Consider the following 17,195-nt stretch of genomic DNA (forward strand, 5'->3'; position numbering starts at 1 on the left):
TGCGCAGTCGGAATGTGCATTACCGCAAGTCGCCGTAAAAAATTAAATTTCTTCAGGGTTTTGAGTATGGCGGACGAGGATGCGGACCGGCCGCCGCCGCCGGGGCAGCAGCAGGAGATGCCGCTCGAGGCGGCGCCCTTCGCCATGGTGCGCGGCCTGCCGTTTCTGACCTTGCCTGTGGATCTCTACATCCCGCCGGATGCGCTCGAGATCTTTCTGGATGCCTTCGAGGGGCCGCTGGATCTGCTGCTCTATCTGATCAAACGACAGAATCTCGACATCCTGGATATCCCGATTGCGGCCATCACCGCCCAGTACATCGAATATGTCGAGCTCATGACCGAGCTGCGCCTGGAGCTGGCGGCGGAGTATCTGGTCATGGCCGCGATGCTGGCCGAGATCAAATCGCGGATGCTCCTGCCGCGGGTGCAGGCCGCCGAGGAGGAGGGCGAAGACCCGCGCGCCGAGCTGGTGCGTCGACTCCAGGAGTACGAGCGGTTCAAGCAGGCGGCGCAGGACCTGGATGGACTTCCCAGGCTCGAGCGCGATGTCTTTTCCGTCCGCGTCGAGGTGCCGCCCGGTCATGTTCAGCGCGTCCCGCCGGATGTCGATTTTCGCGAGCTGCTCCTGGCGATGCGCGAGGTCATGGCACGCGCGGATCTCTTCACGCGCCACCGCGTCGAGCGCGAATCCTTGTCGCTGCGCGAGCGCATGTCGTGGGTGCTCGAGCGTCTGAGCGACGGCGGATTCCTCGCCTTCACGGATCTCTTCGACGTCACCGAGGGGCGCCCCGGCGTCGTGGTGAGCTTTCTCGCCCTCCTGGAGCTGATCAAGGCGGCGACCTTGGAGCTGGTCCAGGCCGAGCCGTTCGCGCCGATTCATGTGCGCCTGCGCGAGACTGCGGCGGGCGAGGTCCTGGACGAGGCGGAACTTGCTTAAACAGATTGTCGAGGCTGCGCTGGTCGCCGCGGGTGGGCCACTGACGCTGGATCAGCTCCTGGCGCTCTTTCTGGACGACGAGCGTCCGTCGCGTGCGGAGTTGCTCGCGGTGATCGCCGCGCTCCAGGAGGATTATGCCGATCGCGGGCTTGAGATCGTCGAGGTCGCCGGCGGTTGGCGTACCCAGGTGCGCGCGAGCATCGCCCCCTGGGTCGCACGCCTCTGGGACGAGCGTCCGCCGCGCTACTCGCGCGCACTGCTTGAAACGCTCTCGTTGATTGCCTATCGCCAGCCGATCACCCGCGGCGAGATCGAAGAGATCCGCGGGGTCGCCGTCAGCACCCAGATCGTCAAGACCCTGACTGAGCGCGAGTGGATCCGCGTGGTCGGCCATCGCGATGTCCCCGGCCGGCCGGCGCTCTTCGCAACGACACGCAAGTTTCTGGATTATTTCGGACTGCGCTCGCTCAATGAGCTGCCGACACTCGCCGAGATCCGCTCCCCGGATTTCCTGATCGACGAGGAGTTGAGGCTCGAGGAGCCCAGCGAAGAGTCTCACGGAAATCCCGGCGACGATGCGTCGGAAGAAAAAGGGCAGGAAGACACTGGTGTATGATCGTGAGATAGCCACCAGCCACCAGCCACCAGCCACCAGCTTCAACCTGCCTTCCGGAAACCGATTCCAAGCTGCGAGCGAACGAATCGCCGATAGCCGATAGCCGATAGCGGGAGGCAGACCGCAGACCGCCCGAACCGATAAACCCGAGACCCCGATATGAAAATCGACCGACGCTTGCCCCAGCCTCCGCCGCCTCCCGCCGAGGAGCCCGTGCGCCTGCAAAAGGCCCTTGCGGACGCGGGCCTGGGCTCGCGTCGCACCATCGAGGGCTGGATCAGCGAGGGTCGGATCCGGGTCAACGGTGATCTCGCCAAGCTCGGCGATCGGGTCACCAGCCGGGATCGGATCCGCATCGACGGGCAAGACGTCAAGCTCAAAGGGCGGCGAGACAAGCTTCCGCAGGTCATCGCCTACCACAAGCCCGAAGGCGAGCTGGTCACGCGCCGCGATCCCGAGGAACGCCCGACGGTGTTTCGTCGTCTGCCCAAGCCCAAAGAGGGCCGCTGGATCGCGGTCGGTCGGCTCGACATCAATACATCCGGGCTCATCCTCTTCACCACCGACGGCGAGCTGGCTAACCGGCTGATGCATCCCTCGCGCGAGGTCGAGCGCGAGTACGCCGTGCGTATCCTCGGCGAGGTGCCCGAAGGAACGCTCGAGCGCCTCGCCGCCGGCATCGAGCTGGAAGACGGGCTCGCCAAGTTCGACGCGGTGACCGAGCGCGGCGGCACGGGTGCGAATCGCTGGTTTCATGTCGTGCTGCGCGAGGGCCGCAACCGCGAGGTGCGCCGACTCTGGGAGGCCGCCGGCTGCCAGGTGAGTCGCCTGATCCGCATCCGCTACGGCAATATCGAGCTCGGACGACGCCTCTATACCGGGAACTGGCGACCCCTGTCCGAGGACGAGCAAAAGACCTTGATGGCGCAGGCCGGTCTGACACCGCCGGTCCCCAAGCGTCGGCAGGTCCGCCCCGGGGCAAAACCTTGGCAGTCCAAACAACCGAGCGGCGACTCACCATTCTCGCGCGGTCCCAACTGGGGTCGACCCCGCGGCGATCGCCGAGGTGATTGAAGGGAAGGAATCTGCCGATCTGTAGGGGCGACTTCAGTCGCCCCTTGTTCCTACGAGCCCCTAAAGGACATTCAGGCTCGATCGGGTTCAGACATCTTTAACGAGGAGCGAGTCATGGTCACGGCAATCATTCTCATCAATGTCGCGCGCGACAAGATCAACGACATCGCCGACGAGCTGGCCGGGATGAGCACGATCTCCGAGGTCTTCTCGGTCAGCGGCAACTACGATCTGATCGCCATCGTGCGTGTCGTCCACAACGACGATCTTGCCGAGCTGGTCACCAACCACCTGCTCAAGATCGAGGGAATCGAGAAGACGAATACGTTGCTGGCCTTCAAGGCGTATTCGCGGCATGACCTCGAGGCGATGTTCTCCGTATAAAACGCGCTCGAGGGGGTGCGGTGTCTTGGTGGGTGGTGTTGGCGTTGTGGATCTCTGCGAGGTTGGAGCGGCGCGTTTTAGGTGATTTTTTGGAGGTTGCGGGGAGGCGGCGGACGTCGCCGTTAACGACCCACGCTGCAGAAATTGCGCTTCCTATCGTCAGCGCAACCTACGGGTATGGCATTCTCCCGAAGTTGCCTTAATGGTTGTGCGATTTCCATTTGGGTGTATTCTAAATGCCATATCGCATTTGGAGGGTTGCCTGATGACATCGCACGCGAGTCTCTTCCGGATTCCGGTGTTGTCCGGCGTCGCCGACGCTGCTGTTGCTCCGGGAGCGGGAGCGATGGTTTTCCTGCAGCTTGGGCTCCCGACCGATCGGGCGGGGCTGGTCGCGGAGAGCCGCCGCGGCTTTCCGGTGGCGGTCATCGAGCGTCTGGCCGAGGTCCTCGGCCGGCCGCAGCAGACCCTGCTGCGGATCGCCAAGATCGCGCCATCGACGCTGACCCGGCGTCGGCGCAGCCCCGACGGACGTCTGTCTCCGGAGGAGAGCGATCGTGTTTACCGGATCGCGGCCGCGTTCAGCGATGCGGTGGATCTCTTCGAGGGCGACGCCTCCGCCGCGTCCGGGTGGCTCGGTGAGCCGGCGAAGGCGCTGGGCGGGACGGCGCCGATCGAGCATCTGGATACCGAGGCCGGTGCCACGCAGGTGCATGACCTCATCGGACGTCTGGAGCACGGCGTCTACAGCTGATGCGGGTCTATCGGCTCGTCAAGGAACGATTCGCCGATACGGCGTTGGACGGCTCGGGCGCGAAAGTCTACGGCGGACGCTGGAACCGCAAGGGTCATGCAATGCTGTACACCTCGGACAGCATCGCGCTGGCGGCTCTGGAGCTGCTGGTGCATCTGCATCGAAGCGAGGTGCTCAATCGGTATCGTCTGGTCGCCCTCGATCTTCCCGATGACGAGGTGCTGCTCCTGGATGACACCGGGCTGCCTGCGCACTGGCGGGAGGATCCCGCGCCTGTGTCGACCGCCACGATCGGTACCGCCTGGTTGACCGGCGGCCAATCGCTCGCACTCTCGGTCCCGAGTGTCCTGATCCCGCAGCAACGCAACCTGCTGTTGAATCCCGCTCATGGGGCGGCCGGCACGGTGTTCTCGACGGCGACCCTGCAACCCTTCGATTTCGATCCGCGTCTTGTGCGTTGATCCAGTTTCGATCGGCGCAAAATCGATCGGAACACGACCTCGGATGCCGGCACTATGAGCAGACCGCGCTTCATCGACCAACGCACCGCGATCCTCATCGTGGTCGCCAACATGATCGGCACGGGCGTCTTCACGACGCTCGGCCTCCAAGCAGCCGGAATCCCGGACGGCGCGGCCTTGCTGATGCTCTGGTTGATCGGCGGTCTCATCGCGCTCTGCGGCGCACTCTCCTACGCGGAGCTGGCCGCCGCCTTGCCGCGCTCGGGCGGGGAATACCACTTCCTGTCGCGGATCTTCCATCCACTGTTGGGTCAATTGGCCGGCTGGGTCTCGGTGACCGTCGGCTTCGCGGCCCCGGTGGCCTTGGCGGCGATGGCGATGGGGCACTATGCCGCAACCGTCCTCCCGGCGCCGCCCACCGCGATTGCGGTGACGGCCTTGGTTATGGTCACCGCCGTGCATGCCTTCGACCTGGATCTGGGGCGGCGCGTGCAGGTGGTCGCGACCTGGTTGAAGATCGCCGTGATCCTGCTGTTCTGCGCCGTGGGGCTGGCTCTGCCGGCGACCTCGGACAGCCTCTCGGTCGTGCCCCGTGCATCGACGCTCGGCGCGGTCTGGAGCGCGCCCTTTGCCGTGTCTTTGATCTATGTCGCCTATGCCTACTCGGGGTGGAACGCCGCCGCCTATGTGGTGGACGAGGTCCAGGACCCGCATCGTGCGGTCCCGCGCGCGCTGCTGCTCGGTACGCTGATCGTCACGCTGCTGTATCTGCTGCTCAATCTGACCTTTCTGCGCACCGTCGAATACGCTGCCTTGGTCGGTCGCGTCGAGGTCGGTGCGCTCTCCGCCGAGACCATTTTCGGCGCCGTCGGCGGGCATCTCATGAGCCTGGTGCTGACCCTCTTGTTGGTCTCGACCGTCAGCGCCATGGTGCTCGCCGGACCACGTGTCCTGGAGCGTATCGGCGAGGACATCCCGTTCTTCCGACCGCTCAGTGTCCGCAATCGGCGCGGTGCACCGACACGTGCCGTGCTGCTGCAACAGGGTCTGGCGCTCGCGATGATCCTGACCGGCTCGTTCGAGGGCGTCTTGAGCTTTGCGGGCTTCACGCTCACACTCTTCGCGGTCGTCACCGTCGCCGGTGTCATCCGTCTGCGCCGGCGCGAGCCGGATCTGCCGCGACCCTTTCGGGTGCCCTGGTATCCGCTGCCGCCGCTGGTGTTTATGCTGGTCAGTCTGGCGAGTCTGTTGTTCCTCGCGCTGGAACGACCGCTTCCGGTGTTTCTGGCCATCATTCTGCTCGGTCTGGGCTGGGTGTCCGTGAGGCTCTCGGGTCGTCGCTGAGGGACACGCCGTCTTTGCCGTTCCGGAATCAACATGCTGAACCTCATCTGCCCCGGCCTCCTTGGCCCCATCCCGGCCGCACCGGAGACACTCCCGAAGGTCCCGGCCATCGATGGGCTGCTCGCGCGCGCGGATCGCATCCCGACCGGCGGGCACGACGCTGCGACGGCCCTTCTGAGGTGTTTCGGCGTCTCGACCGACCCCGAACGCGATGCCCCGACGGCCGCGATGAGTCTCTTGGGCGAGGCATCCGATGAATGGCCGGTCGGCTTCTGGATGCATGCCGATCCGGTACATCTGCGCCCGGATCGCGACCGTCTGCTGCTCTTCTCCGGCACCGGTGTCGCGCCCGACCGGGCGGAGGCGGATGCACTCGTCGCACTTTTCAACAGCCATTTCGCCGCCGATGGGCTGCGGTTGACCGCGCCGCATCCGAATCGCTGGTATCTGGGATCGGATCGAGAACTGGACCTGCGCACGGAGCCGTTGGAGCGCGTTCTGGGCGGGCCTGTCCCGCTCGATCTCCCGAGCGGTGCGGATGCCCGGCGCTGGCGCGGCCTGATGAACGAGGTGCAGATGCTCTTTTACGGCAGCGAGGTCAATCGTCTGCGCGAGCAGGCCCGGCGTCCGGCAATCAGCGGCATCTGGACCTGGGGCGGCGGTATGCTGCCGGAGCGCTCGGGCGAACCGCCGGACGCGGTGGTCGGGGATGATCCGCTGTCCGCGGGTTTGGCGCGATGGTGCGGGGGTGCGCATCGCTCGCTGGAGGGGTGGTCGCCGCAGGAGCCGCTTCCCGGATGCCGCCATCTCGTGCTCTGGGACCGGCTCGGTGCGGCGCTGCTGGAGCGGGATCTCGATGGCTGGTCGACGGCGTTGCTCGCGTTGGATGCGACGCTCGCCGTGCTCGAAGCACGGATCAAGGGCGGGACGCTCGACGAGATTCTGATCGACCCTTGCGAGGGCATGGTCTATCGGGTCACCCGATCGGCATTGCGCCGCTTCTGGCGTCGCGATGGGTTGGCGCAATGCTTGGTTCGGGGCTCTTGAGCTTGGAGCGGGTTGTTGAACCAAGCCGGTAGGGTGGACTGCGCTTTGCTTGTCCAATCTGCGGCGCTTGTCCAACCGATAACGTTTCCGCCACGCTCGGCGACGTGACCGGTCAGGTCGCCATCTCGAGCAGTGTGGGTTTGAGCAGGGCGAGTGCGTCGACGGTCGCGAGCGAGATGATGTAGCCGCGCTTGCCCCCGTTGATGTAGATGCGCGGCAGCGCGGCGATCCCGCTTTCGCAGTAGACCGGCATGGCGCGACGTGTGCCGAAGGGTGACGTGCCGCCGACCTGATAGCCCGAATGCTTGTCGGCGATCGCCGGCGCGCAGGGCTGGATGCGCTTCACGCCGATCGTTCGTGCCAGCGCTTGGGTGGAGACCTGCCGGTCGCCGTGCATCAGGACGATCATGGGGTTGCCCTGCTCGTCCTCCATGATCAGTGTTTTGACGACCAGGTGCTCGTCGACACCATGCTCGCGCGCGAACTGCGCCGTTCCGCCCCCGTCGACATAGGTGTAGGGGTGGCCTTCGAAGGGGATCTTGGCGGCGCGCAGTGCGCGGATGGCTTGCGTGACGGGTGCTTTCGAGGCTTTCATGCTGAACCGCGTTCAGAGTGACGATCGGACTCTTACCAGTGGGATGTCCCTGGCTCGCCTTTGAATGGACCGACGACATCGGCGGTGATCCAGCCGCCATAATAGCCGCCGGGTTGTGCAAGCACGCGCTCCCCGTCGAGAAAACAGGCGACGCGTCCGGGATAGAAGCAGATCCAGCCGGCATGGGGCTCGAAGCCCGCGAGCGGCTCCGGATAGCACCAGGCGACGTCCGTCGCGGCGCTGGCGGCATCCTTGAGCCGGAAATAGCGTGCCTGACCTTTCCATTCGCAGAAGCTGCGCGTCGGCGAGACCGCCAGGAGGTGCATCGCGACGTCCTGCGGCGGGAGGTAGAGTGTCGGCGGGCTTCCGGTCTCGCAGACGCGAACCGCACGATGCGAGTCGGCCAGGGTCACAGTCCCGGTGAGGACCCTGACGGGGCGCGGTTCCGCGCGGATCGCGGGCGGGCGAGGGTAGTCCCAGACGGACTCCTGACCGGGACCGGGCTCGACGGCGAAGTCGGGCCGTGTCTGTCCGCGAAAGCGCCAGGCGGCGCGTGCGCGTGCGATCCGGGGGTCATCTTTCGGCATCTCGGGCATGGGCTGTCCTCAGGGGATACGCTGCCACACCAGGGTGCGGTTGTTCGCCGGCATCGGGTGATCCGCGGTCAGCTCCATGCCGTTGTCGCGGGCCATCCGGATCAGGAGGTCGAGATCCCGGATGCCCATCGCGGGGTCGCGCGAGCGCAGCATGGCGTCGAAGCGTGCATTGCTCTCGCTGGTGTAGCGACCGCCGATGTTGAAGGGTCCGTAGAGAACGAAACAACCGCCGTCGACCAGGACGCCGCCGACCCCTTCGAACATGGCCTCGACCTGCGCTTCGGACATGATGTGGGCGGTGTTGGCGCTGAAGACGGCGTCGAACCGTTCGTCGGGCCAGATGCCGGTGACGTCGAGCACGCGCACGGGCGGTAGATTGGGCAGGGCGGCATCCTCCAGCCAGGCCCGGATTCCGGGGAGAGAGTGCGCGCAATCGCTGGTTTGCCACACCAGGTGGGGCATGGCGGCGGCGAAGAAGACCGCGTGCTGGCCGGTGCCGCTTCCGATCTCGAGCAGATGTCGGGCCTCTTGAAAGAGCGGGCCGATCACGTCGAGAATCGGTCGCTTGTTTTCTTCGCAGGCTTCCGAGTAGGGTTTATCGGTCGGATACATGGTCTTCGCCGTTCGGGATGAGTCGGGTCGGGGATGGATCGGGGTCCCGATGCTCGCATGTTCGGGCCAAGATCGAGATGGTGTCGCCCCTTGCGTCATTCGGAACGTCGGGGCACGTGGGTCGATCGACAACCGGCTTCGCGACGCCGCGAGACGAAATGGCATCGGCTCGGTCTGCGCGATCCGTTATGCTGCGCAACGCAGACATCCGACAGGGCGCCGCCGTTGCGCAGGTCGGCGCCGAATCGACGACTACTGACGCGATACAGGGAGACGGTTACATCGTGGAGACACCTTTGCACCACATCCTTGCCGGACCCGAGCGGCAACCGTGCCGTTTTCGTGCGGGCGGGCGAGTACGCGTCGTCGCTGCTGCTTGGTTACTCGGGCTCGCCGTCTCGGTCGCCGGTTGTGTCGGTGTTCGTCCGGATCTCCCGATCGGCGCCGCTTCCGGACCGGTTCCAAGTGTCGCGGAGGCAACGGAGCCTCCGCAATGGCAGGGCGTGGACGAGACCCTTTTGCGTGAAGCACGGCCATCCGACTCACTTCGGGCCGGCCCGCTTCCGGACGCGGCGCGTCCGACCGAGGGCGTCCTGTTCAACGATCCCGGCGCGCCCACGGTGCTTTTCAGCCAGGATCCCGAGATTCTGCGGGCCGAGGTGGCGGCCGAGTGTCTGTCTGCACGATCCATGTCGATCTCGACCCGGGACGGGCTCGATGCCTTGGTGGCGAGTCTCTATTCGTCCGTGATCGATCCGGCCGAAGGCACCGAGGCGCTGATCCTCGGCAACTGTGCGCCGCCGACGGACATCGTGCGCGAGATGGTCGCAAAGGGAGGCGAGCAGGTCCTAGCCCCTGTCGCGGAGCGGGCGCGCGCACTGAGCGCACCTCGGGCGCGACGCGCGATCGAGACGGCGGCGGCCGACGGGCTCACGCGGCATCTCGAGTTGAACGGCTCGGGCAGCGGTCCGACGCGTCTCGCACGCGACCACGCGATGGCCTATTTTCCGTCGGAGGGGTCGGCGGTGCGCATCGAGACCTCGAACGGCATCGATCGTCTGTATCGGCGTGCGGTGCCTGGTTTCGGCCTCTATACCTTCGTGATGGTCGGTCCGAATGTGGAGCGTCTCGAGCAGACGGATCAGGCGCGTCATCGCGAGTTGTTTCGACTCGTCGAGACCTACTCGGCGGTCGGCGGCGATGCCGAGGCCGCGCCGCGCTCCGATGTCCATGTCTTTCTGATCCCGGTCGATGCGGAGCTCGGCGGGATGCCCTTGTTCAACCAGGTTGCCGCGGATCTCTCGGATCGCATGCGCAAGCAGTTGATCGAGGATCTGCGCGGGCAGGGCGAGGCGGGTCTCGCGACGCGTCTGCAAAAGGGCTCCGGTCCCTTCCTCGTTGCCGCCCTCGAGCCGGATCTCCTGCCCGGCGGAGCCGGCGCTTACAGGCTGGTTGCGGATCTCTCCGGCCTCGAGATCGAGCACTTGTATGGTGTGGTCGATGCCTTCGATCGCGGTATCGGCCCCGAGCTCGCCGGCCGCCCGGAGAGTCTGGGGGCGATCCGCGATCGACTCCGAGGCGTGCGCGCGCCACAATCCGGCAATGCGGGGACGGTGACGACCGCAGAGTCGGTATGGTTTTTTATGCTGGGGGGGCCGGGCGAATCCGGAGCAGGAGCAGGAGCGGCGATCGGTCGTTTGATGCTCGGCGTTGCAGCCCTCTTGAAGAACGAGCCGCCGCGTGCTTGATCCGCTCCACGCCGGGGAGTGACGACTTGAACCGCGCCCAGCGCGGTATGCGATGTTTCTGGATGTGATCGGCCCCGGCAGACGTGACGACCGCCGGAGCCGACGCGGTTTAAGAGATTAGACAAACCGATCATTTTAAACCGCGTCTCCGCTGAAGGCCGTGGCTGCACCGAACGTCGAACTCACTCGAAAATGAGCACCTCGCTCTGGACGCGGTTTAGACTATGAATATCATTCCAACCGGCGTGGGCAGCTTGGTCCGCTTCCTGATCGGGATCTTTCTGCTCCAGGGTGTCACGGGGCTCTTGGTCTACACCGCCTTGAGTACCGACTGGCAAACGACCTGGCCGCTCTTCCTGCTGTTGGGCGGCTCGATCGGCACGCTGGTCGCCTTTTGGTTCAATACCATCGTTGCAGCTGATCGGCATCGCACCGTCTCGCGGGTCAGCGAGCGTTTCTCCAAGGAACGCGAGAAGATTCGGGTCAAGGCGGAGCAGATCCGTGCGAAGGTCGGTCGCGACAACGCGGTCCTCCAGGCCAAGGTCCGGCATCGCGGCTCGATCGGTGCCAACCTCAAGACCGGCGTCGTCGTCGGTGGTGCCGTCGGTCTGGGCGTGGCCATGATGCTGGCCCAGTTCGTCACGCTCGGGTTGCTGACCCTGACGACGGCCGGAGGTGCGGCGCTCGGCTACACCGCCCGGGTGCGGCAGGAGAAGCATCTCGCCGCCAAGCGTCTCGCCGAGGAGGAGCGCATGCTCATGATGATGGACGGCGACCCGTCGCCGCGCCGTTTGACGGGTCGCAAAGGCCGGCGCGCCGATGCCGAGCTCGACTGATCCCGCAGCATTCAACCTGAAGGATCCGAATCAAGGATCCGCACCGAGGAAGTCTCCATGGCCGAGATGACAAGCTACCCACCCGGCACCTTCTGCTGGGTCGATCTGGCGACCAATGCCCCCGAGGCCGCGAAGACCTTTTACGGCGAGATCTTCGACTGGACCTCCGACGACCTGGCGACCGACTACGAGGTGCCTTACAGCATCCTGAAACGCGACGGCAAGCGAGCCGCCGCACTCTACGAGATGGCGCCCGAGCAAGGCGCCTTTCCCTACTGGGCGAGCTATGTCCGAGTGATGGACGTTCAGGCGAGCGCCGAGCAGGCCGTCGAGCTGGGCGGACGCCTGGTGATGCCCGCCGTCGATGTGATGCAGCTCGGACGCATGGCCTTCATTCAGGATCCCACCGGCGCCGTGCTCGGCCTCTGGGAGCCGAACTCGCTGTTCGGCGCCGAGCTCGACAATACCTACGGCGCACGCAGCTGGAGCGAGCTGCAGACCCGCAACACCAAGGCCGCTTCGCGTTTCTACCAAGACCTCTTCGGTTGGACCGCACGCACCAGCAAGAGTCTGATGGACGGGCGTTACACGCTGTTCGAGCTCGACGGCAAAGAGGTCGGCGGCATGATCGAGCTCGACGCCGAATGGGGCTCGATGCCGCCGAACTGGTCGATCTATTTCGGAGTCGAGGATTGCGATCGTGCCTTGGCGACGGCCAAGCGCCTGGGCGGCAGCATCGTCATGGATCCCAAGGAGGTCGAGAATGTCGGCCGATTCGCCTTCCTCGGTGACCCGCAGGGTGCCATCTTCGCCGTCATCCAGTTCGGTCACCCTTGACGCGCGTCGGTTTTCTTTGAATGTTGTAGATCCCGGTTGACCCCATGTCGATGACGCAAACACCCAAGATCGGATTCATCAGCCTCGGCTGTCCCAAGGCGACGGTGGATTCCGAGCGGATCCTTACGCAGCTGCGTGCGGAGGGCTACGGCATCCCGCCAAGCTACGAGGATGCCGATCTCGTCATCGTCAACACCTGCGGCTTTATCGACGACGCGGTCGAGGAGTCGCTCGATGCGATCGGCGAGGCGCTGCAGGCCAACGGTCGTGTCATCGTAACCGGTTGCCTGGGCGCGCGTGCCGAGATCGTTCGCAAGGCCCATCCCGAGGTCCTTGCGGTGACGGGTCCGCATGCACTCGACGAGGTGATGGCGGCCGTGCATGCGCAGCTGCCGGCGCCGCATGATCCCTTCGTCAGCCTGGTGCCGCCGCAGGGCGTCAAGCTCACGCCGCGGCACTTTGCTTATCTCAAGATCTCGGAGGGCTGCAACCATCGCTGCAGCTTCTGCATCATCCCGAGCCTACGCGGCGATCTGGCGAGTCGCCCGATCGGGGAGGTGCTCGCAGAAGCCGAGCGGTTGGTGGAGTCGGGGGTGCGCGAGCTCTTGATCATCTCGCAGGACACCAGCGCTTACGGGCTGGATCTGCGCTACCGGCCCGATTTCCGGAAGGGCCGGCCGCTGAAGACCGACACGCTCAACCTGGCGCGCGCACTCGGCGAGCTGCCGGCCTGGGTCCGGCTGCACTATGTCTATCCCTATCCGCATGTCGACGAGCTGATCCCGCTGATGGCGGAAGGACTGATCCTGCCGTATCTGGATATGCCGCTGCAGCACGGGAGCGAGACGATCCTGCGGGCGATGCGCCGTCCGGCGGCGACCGAGAAGGTGCTCGACCGGCTCTCGCGCTGGCGCGAGCAGTGCCCTGAGCTGGTCATGCGCAGCACCTTCATTGTCGGTTTTCCGGGCGAGACCGAGGCGGAGTTCGAGGAGCTGCTCGACTTCCTGCGTGCCGCTCGGCTTGATCGCGTCGGCTGTTTTCCCTATTCGCCGGTCGAGGGCGCGAGTGCGAACGCGCTGCCCGATCCTGTCCCGGAGCCGGTCAAGCATGAGCGGGTCGAGCGCTTCATGGCCGTGCAGGCCGAGATCAGCCGGGCGAAGCTCGCCGAGCGCATCGGTCAGCGAATGACGGTGCTGGTCGATGAGGTCGCAGAGGACGAGGTGATCGCGCGCAGCTACGCCGACGCACCCGAGATCGACGGCGAGGTCATCATCGCGGGCGCCTGGGAGCTGGATCCGGGGGATTTCATCGAGGTCGAGGTCACGGATGCGGGCGACCATGATCTGTGGGCGCAGCCGCTGACCGATTAAATCGCGTCCGTTTCGATCTGCGGCCTCTGCGTTTGGGCCAGCCCTCCCGCGTGCATGCGCGCCCTGCGCCGACGCGATTGAAGTCATTAAAATCCTTTGGTTTTTTGAACCGCGTCTCGCCGAGGTTGTCGTATGGCACGAGGTCAAGGCAAAGGACGAAGCGATTTTGATCGCTCCGGACGCGGTTCAGCGGGCCTCAGAACGCGGGGCCGGCCTTCTTGCCCATCTTCTTCAGGATCACGGCCAGCGGGCAGAATCCGGTGAAGGCGGACTGCAGGAGGTTCAGGCCGACGAAGGCCGTGAACCACATCCAGTAGGGGCTGACATAGTGCGCCAGCAGGAGCGAGATCAGGATGAAGGCGCCGGCGACGGCAAACACGATGCGCTCGATCGACATGGATATCTCCAAAGGTTCGGATTGCGGGTTGGGAAGGGTATCTGCCCTACGGGATATTAAAGAACGCTTATACTAGGTTCAAGGTCGATTGACGTAAGGTTTTTGCCGAGCGGATGAGGGTAGCTGTACCGTGGACGTGGACGCCTTTCCGCGCTTGCTCGAAGCCCTGATGCGGCCGGCTGTCTATCCGCATCCAGTCGATGCGGTCGAGCACATCGAAACACACATCTCGCACGTGTTTCTCGCGGGGGCATTTGCCTACAAGCTCAAGAAGCCGATCGACCTGGGTTTTCTCGATTTCTCCACCTTAGAGCGCCGCCGCCGCTGTTGCGAGGAGGAGCTGCGGTTGAATCGGCGCCTGGCGCCGGATCTCTATCTGGGCGTGGTGGCCGTCACCGGCACCGCAAGCGCGCCGCGCATCGGCGGACCCGGTCCGGTGCAGGAGTATGCCGTGCAGATGCATCGTTTCCCGCAAGAAGCGCTGCTCGACCGTCAGGAGCTGTCCGGCGAGCTGATCGATCGCTTGGCCATGGAGATCGCGGAGTTTCATGCCCGGATCCCCGTCGCCGATACCGAAAGCCCGTACGGGACTCCGGAGGCGGTGCTTGCTCCCATGGTCGAGAATCTTGCGCAGATTCGCTCCCGCGCCCTGCTGGCGGATCCGCGCGATCGACTGGATCGTCTCGAAACCTGGACGCGCGTGCGCTGGCAGGCCCTGAGCCCCATGATCGAGCGGCGGCGCCGCAACGGCTATGTCCGCGAGTGTCACGGCGACATGCATCGCGGCAACATCGCCTTGGTCGATGGGGAGATCCGCATCTTCGACGCGATCGAGTTCAATCCCTTCCTGCGCTGGATCGACACGGCGAGCGAGATCGCCTTCCTGATCATGGACCTGGATGAATCCGGTGCGACGAGGTTGGCGCGGCGTTTCCTGAATCGCTATCTCGAGCGCAGCGGCGATTACGAATTGCTGGCGCTGTTGGATCTCTACAAGGTGTATCGCGCGCTCGTCCGGGCCAAGGTCATGGCGATCCGTCTCGCACAGCCCGATCTGGAACCGGCCCAACAGGCCCTCGATCGCAGTATCTGCATCCGTTATCTGGAGCTTGCCGAGTCCTACATCGGTCCCCGCTCGCCCCGTCTCCTGCTTGCGTGCGGAATGTCCGGGTCCGGAAAGAGCTACATGGCGTGCCGGCTCCGCGAGGCGCTCCCGTTGATCCACCTGCGCTCCGACATCGAGCGCAAGCGTCTCTTCGGCATCTCCGAGACCCTGTCCACCCGCGCGTCGCTCGACGCCGGAATCTATTTCCCGACGGCGACCGCCTGGACCTACGCACGGCTGCTGCGGCTGGCCGAGGCGATCCTCGGCTATGGCTATGACGTGTTGGTCGATGCGACCTTCATCTGCGCGTCGCGGCGCGCACTCTTTTGGGACTTCGCCCGACGGCGCCGCATCCCGGCCGCGATCCTGGCGCTCGATGCACCCGTGGATCTGCTGCGTAACCGCATCATCCGGCGGCGCGCCGAAAACCAGGATGCATCGGACGCCGACTTGCGGGTTCTCGAGCATCAACGGCTGGCCTTGGAGCCTTTGGCCTCCGAAGAGCGGGTCCGCGCGGTTTTCATCGACACCAGCCGAACGCCGTCGTTGGCCGAGGTGCTCGACCGGATCGAGTCGGTCTTCGGCTCGCTGGATGCGCCTGAACCGCGTCCATAGCGAGATGCTACGTTTTCAAGTGAACTCGACGTTTGGTGCAGCCACGGCCCCCGGTGGGGGCGCGGTTTAAATTAATAGCTTTAACGGAAAAAGATCTTCACGCATGAGTCAAATTTGCAAGGGGGTTATTTTGGCCTGAGCGAGGAGCTGCTCCAGGGCACGATCGAGTTCTTTGATGGCCTTGGCCATCGGGCGGTCGGGCGCTTGCGGGCAGCCGTCGAAGAGTTGTGAGAGTCCCGGTCGCAGCAGGCGGTTGTTGAGTTTCACGAAGAGCATGGCCACCCGCAGGCCGGTGGGGGTGACCTGATACTGGTGGCTGTTGGGCAGACGTTCGATGAGGCCGTGCAGGCGCAGTCGGCGCAGATCATAGGTCGCCTTGCCGGGGCCGTAGTCCTGGAGCGGCACGCCGAGCAGTTGGGCCATTTTCTCGCGCAGCCAGACGTTGCGGAACCGCTGCGGAATGAAGAACAGGCACAGGGTGGCGAGGAGTGACATGACGCGTGGATCACCGAAGGTCAGGCGGGGGACCCGTTGCCCGTCGATGGTCTGCGGCTGGGTGACGGCCTCGAACACCCCGGCGGCCAGGGCACAGTCCTGACTGATGGTTTCGACCTCGAGCAGGCGGCGATTGGCGGCAAAGCCGATGGCCCGCAAGGCGGGCAGGTTGCACAGTTTGCGGCCGATGCCGAAGTCACGGGTGTTGTTGATGGTCGTTTCGGTGCGCAGCGCACGTTCGAGCTTGAAGTACTGCTTGATCTTGGAGCGTTTGTAGCTGACATGCAGCGTGGGGATGACCCCTCGGGTAAGCACGCGGGTACAAAACCGCCCCGGCGTGCGCTTGGTGATGCGACGCTGGAAGATCAAGCTGACTTTCTCGGGTCGACCCAGATCGAGGTTCTCGCGAATCAGTTCCTCGAACAGTTGGCGCCCGGCGAGCGGACGGTCGAGGACTTGGGTGCGGGCAAACTCCGCCTGCAGAATCGACAGCTCGTAGCGGAATCCCGCGGCGCGGTCTTCGGGCGTGAAGGGATGCGGCAGGCGCGCGAACCATTTGCGCACCATCGCCTCGATGCGCTCGGCGCTCATCGCGTCGAGGATCCCTTGCAGGGCCGGCCCCTCTGCACACCGCAGGATCCCATTGTCGAGCGGCGCGAAGGCCAGGCCGGCCTTCGCCAGTTGCCGCTTGGCGTACTCGTGGCCGTTCAGGCAGATCCGCGCGGTGTAGGGAAAGTAGGATGAGAATTTGATGAACAGCGGACCGAAGTCCTCGTCCACGAGGTAGAAATAGTACTGGTTGCACATGACATCGGAGCGACTGAGCCATGGAAAGCTGTCGCCGGTCAGCGGGTTGCATCTCTTGGAGACGCGAAAGGTGGAAAACTTCTCCTGCGCCACGCCGATGTACAGCACGCCCTCGGTCGGTGATGCCAGCGCCAAGCGCCTCTGCGTTTCCTCATCCTTGTTCTGGTGCGCATGAAAATGCACCACGTCGATCTGCTCGCGCTTGGCAAAGGCCTCGATCGCGGCGACAAAGGCATGACTCATCGGGGCCATCAACATGGTCGAGGCGACGGCAGCGCCGCGGTGCATACGGAAGAAGTAAGCCACCCCGCTCCCGGTCTGCAGCCTGGGCTGGTAGGCGTTGAGGTAGAGTCGATCGATCCCCTCGACATCCAGCGTCACATGCGCGTTCAACAACTCACCGATGGTTTGTCCTATCATGACGGCAGGCCCCGGTTGACACAGGGACATCGCGTCCCACTCGCCGCCCAGGCGGCTCTATACGGTAGCTTAGTGCACCGACGATCAATCGGGGCCTCCCCATGTCTCGTTGGTCTGAGGGGGTGTGACCGAAACTGATGCGT

At 64.8% G+C, this 17,195-nt stretch carries 18 protein-coding genes; 13 read left to right on the top strand and 5 right to left on the bottom strand.

Going from position 1 to position 17,195, the window contains the following annotated elements:
• Positions 1-66 precede the first annotated feature (66 nt).
• The 8 genes from B4N44_RS16730 to B4N44_RS16765 all read left to right on the top strand — a co-directional run bounded on the left by B4N44_RS16730 (position 67) and on the right by B4N44_RS16765 (position 6,619).
• Positions 67-939, top strand: a complete 873-nt coding sequence (locus B4N44_RS16730) for a segregation and condensation protein A (RefSeq protein ID WP_414718165.1) — start codon at positions 67-69, stop codon at positions 937-939.
• Complete coding sequence (gene scpB, locus B4N44_RS16735; RefSeq protein ID WP_296703196.1) at positions 881-1,555, top strand: SMC-Scp complex subunit ScpB; 675 nt, start codon at positions 881-883, stop codon at positions 1,553-1,555. The genes B4N44_RS16730 and scpB overlap by 59 nt, the downstream gene beginning before the upstream one ends.
• Positions 1,556-1,714: 159 nt before the next feature.
• A complete protein-coding gene (rluB, locus tag B4N44_RS16740) occupies positions 1,715-2,629 on the top strand; it encodes a 23S rRNA pseudouridine(2605) synthase RluB (protein WP_296703198.1) in 915 nt (304 codons plus the stop codon).
• Between the two features lie 114 nt (positions 2,630-2,743).
• Positions 2,744-3,013, top strand: a complete 270-nt coding sequence (locus B4N44_RS16745; protein WP_296703205.1) for an Lrp/AsnC family transcriptional regulator — start codon at positions 2,744-2,746, stop codon at positions 3,011-3,013.
• A gap of 265 nt (positions 3,014-3,278) precedes the next feature.
• Complete coding sequence (gene parS / locus B4N44_RS16750; RefSeq protein WP_296703207.1) at positions 3,279-3,767, top strand: type II toxin-antitoxin system Xre/ParS family antitoxin; 489 nt, start codon at positions 3,279-3,281, stop codon at positions 3,765-3,767.
• Positions 3,767-4,228: an RES family NAD+ phosphorylase gene (locus B4N44_RS16755; RefSeq protein WP_296703210.1), complete on the top strand. Its 462-nt coding sequence runs from the start codon at positions 3,767-3,769 to the stop codon at positions 4,226-4,228. The genes parS and B4N44_RS16755 overlap by 1 nt, the downstream gene beginning before the upstream one ends.
• Before the next feature lie 54 nt (positions 4,229-4,282).
• The gene (locus tag B4N44_RS16760) at positions 4,283-5,572 is read left to right on the top strand and encodes an APC family permease (protein ID WP_296703212.1); all 1,290 of its coding nucleotides are present in this window, start codon (positions 4,283-4,285) and stop codon (positions 5,570-5,572) included.
• A gap of 33 nt (positions 5,573-5,605) precedes the next feature.
• Complete coding sequence (locus B4N44_RS16765) at positions 5,606-6,619, top strand: phosphoglycerate mutase (protein WP_296703215.1); 1,014 nt, start codon at positions 5,606-5,608, stop codon at positions 6,617-6,619.
• Positions 6,620-6,731: 112 nt separating this feature from the next.
• On the opposite strand, the gene B4N44_RS16770 is transcribed toward B4N44_RS16765, so the two are convergent.
• From B4N44_RS16770 to B4N44_RS16780, 3 genes are read right to left on the bottom strand one after another with little or no spacing between them, the layout of a single operon-like run.
• Complete coding sequence (locus B4N44_RS16770) at positions 6,732-7,214, bottom strand: YbaK/EbsC family protein (RefSeq protein ID WP_296703217.1); 483 nt, start codon at positions 7,212-7,214, stop codon at positions 6,732-6,734.
• 32 nt (positions 7,215-7,246) lie between these two features.
• On the bottom strand, positions 7,247-7,810 hold the full coding sequence (locus B4N44_RS16775; protein ID WP_296703219.1) for a DUF427 domain-containing protein: 564 nt from the start codon (positions 7,808-7,810) through the stop codon (positions 7,247-7,249).
• Positions 7,811-7,819: 9 nt separating this feature from the next.
• On the bottom strand, positions 7,820-8,422 hold the full coding sequence (locus B4N44_RS16780) for a DUF938 domain-containing protein (protein ID WP_296703222.1): 603 nt from the start codon (positions 8,420-8,422) through the stop codon (positions 7,820-7,822).
• 188 nt (positions 8,423-8,610) lie between these two features.
• Here B4N44_RS16780 and B4N44_RS16785 point away from each other — a divergent pair, with 188 nt between their 5' ends.
• The 4 genes from B4N44_RS16785 (at position 8,611) to rimO (ending at position 13,213) form a co-directional block, all read left to right on the top strand.
• On the top strand, positions 8,611-10,170 hold the full coding sequence (locus tag B4N44_RS16785) for a hypothetical protein (protein WP_296703225.1): 1,560 nt from the start codon (positions 8,611-8,613) through the stop codon (positions 10,168-10,170).
• Between the two features lie 224 nt (positions 10,171-10,394).
• Entirely contained in the window at positions 10,395-11,006 is a 612-nt protein-coding gene (locus B4N44_RS16790; RefSeq protein ID WP_296703228.1) for a hypothetical protein, read from the top strand.
• A 57-nt stretch (positions 11,007-11,063) separates the two neighbouring features.
• Positions 11,064-11,843 carry a VOC family protein gene (locus B4N44_RS16795; RefSeq protein WP_296703230.1) on the top strand — a complete coding sequence of 260 codons (780 nt, stop codon included), beginning with the start codon at positions 11,064-11,066 and terminating at the stop codon, positions 11,841-11,843.
• 44 nt (positions 11,844-11,887) lie between these two features.
• Positions 11,888-13,213, top strand: coding sequence for a 30S ribosomal protein S12 methylthiotransferase RimO (gene rimO, locus B4N44_RS16800; RefSeq protein WP_296703233.1), 1,326 nt, complete (start codon positions 11,888-11,890; stop codon positions 13,211-13,213).
• A gap of 196 nt (positions 13,214-13,409) precedes the next feature.
• On the opposite strand, the gene B4N44_RS16805 is transcribed toward rimO, so the two are convergent.
• Positions 13,410-13,610 (bottom strand): YgaP family membrane protein, encoded by a 201-nt coding sequence (locus tag B4N44_RS16805; RefSeq protein WP_093029220.1) that lies wholly within the window; start codon positions 13,608-13,610, stop codon positions 13,410-13,412.
• A 130-nt stretch (positions 13,611-13,740) separates the two neighbouring features.
• Here B4N44_RS16805 and B4N44_RS16810 point away from each other — a divergent pair, with 130 nt between their 5' ends.
• A complete protein-coding gene (locus B4N44_RS16810) occupies positions 13,741-15,330 on the top strand; it encodes an AAA family ATPase (RefSeq protein WP_296703237.1) in 1,590 nt (529 codons plus the stop codon).
• A gap of 108 nt (positions 15,331-15,438) precedes the next feature.
• Here the strand turns inward: B4N44_RS16810 and B4N44_RS16815 are convergent, their stop codons facing one another.
• Positions 15,439-17,052: a hypothetical protein gene (locus B4N44_RS16815; RefSeq protein ID WP_296703240.1), complete on the bottom strand. Its 1,614-nt coding sequence runs from the start codon at positions 17,050-17,052 to the stop codon at positions 15,439-15,441.
• Positions 17,053-17,195: the final 143 nt, after the last annotated feature.

The organism is Thiocapsa sp. UBA6158 (assembly GCF_002423035.1).
Lineage (GTDB): Bacteria > Pseudomonadota > Gammaproteobacteria > Chromatiales > Chromatiaceae > Thiocapsa.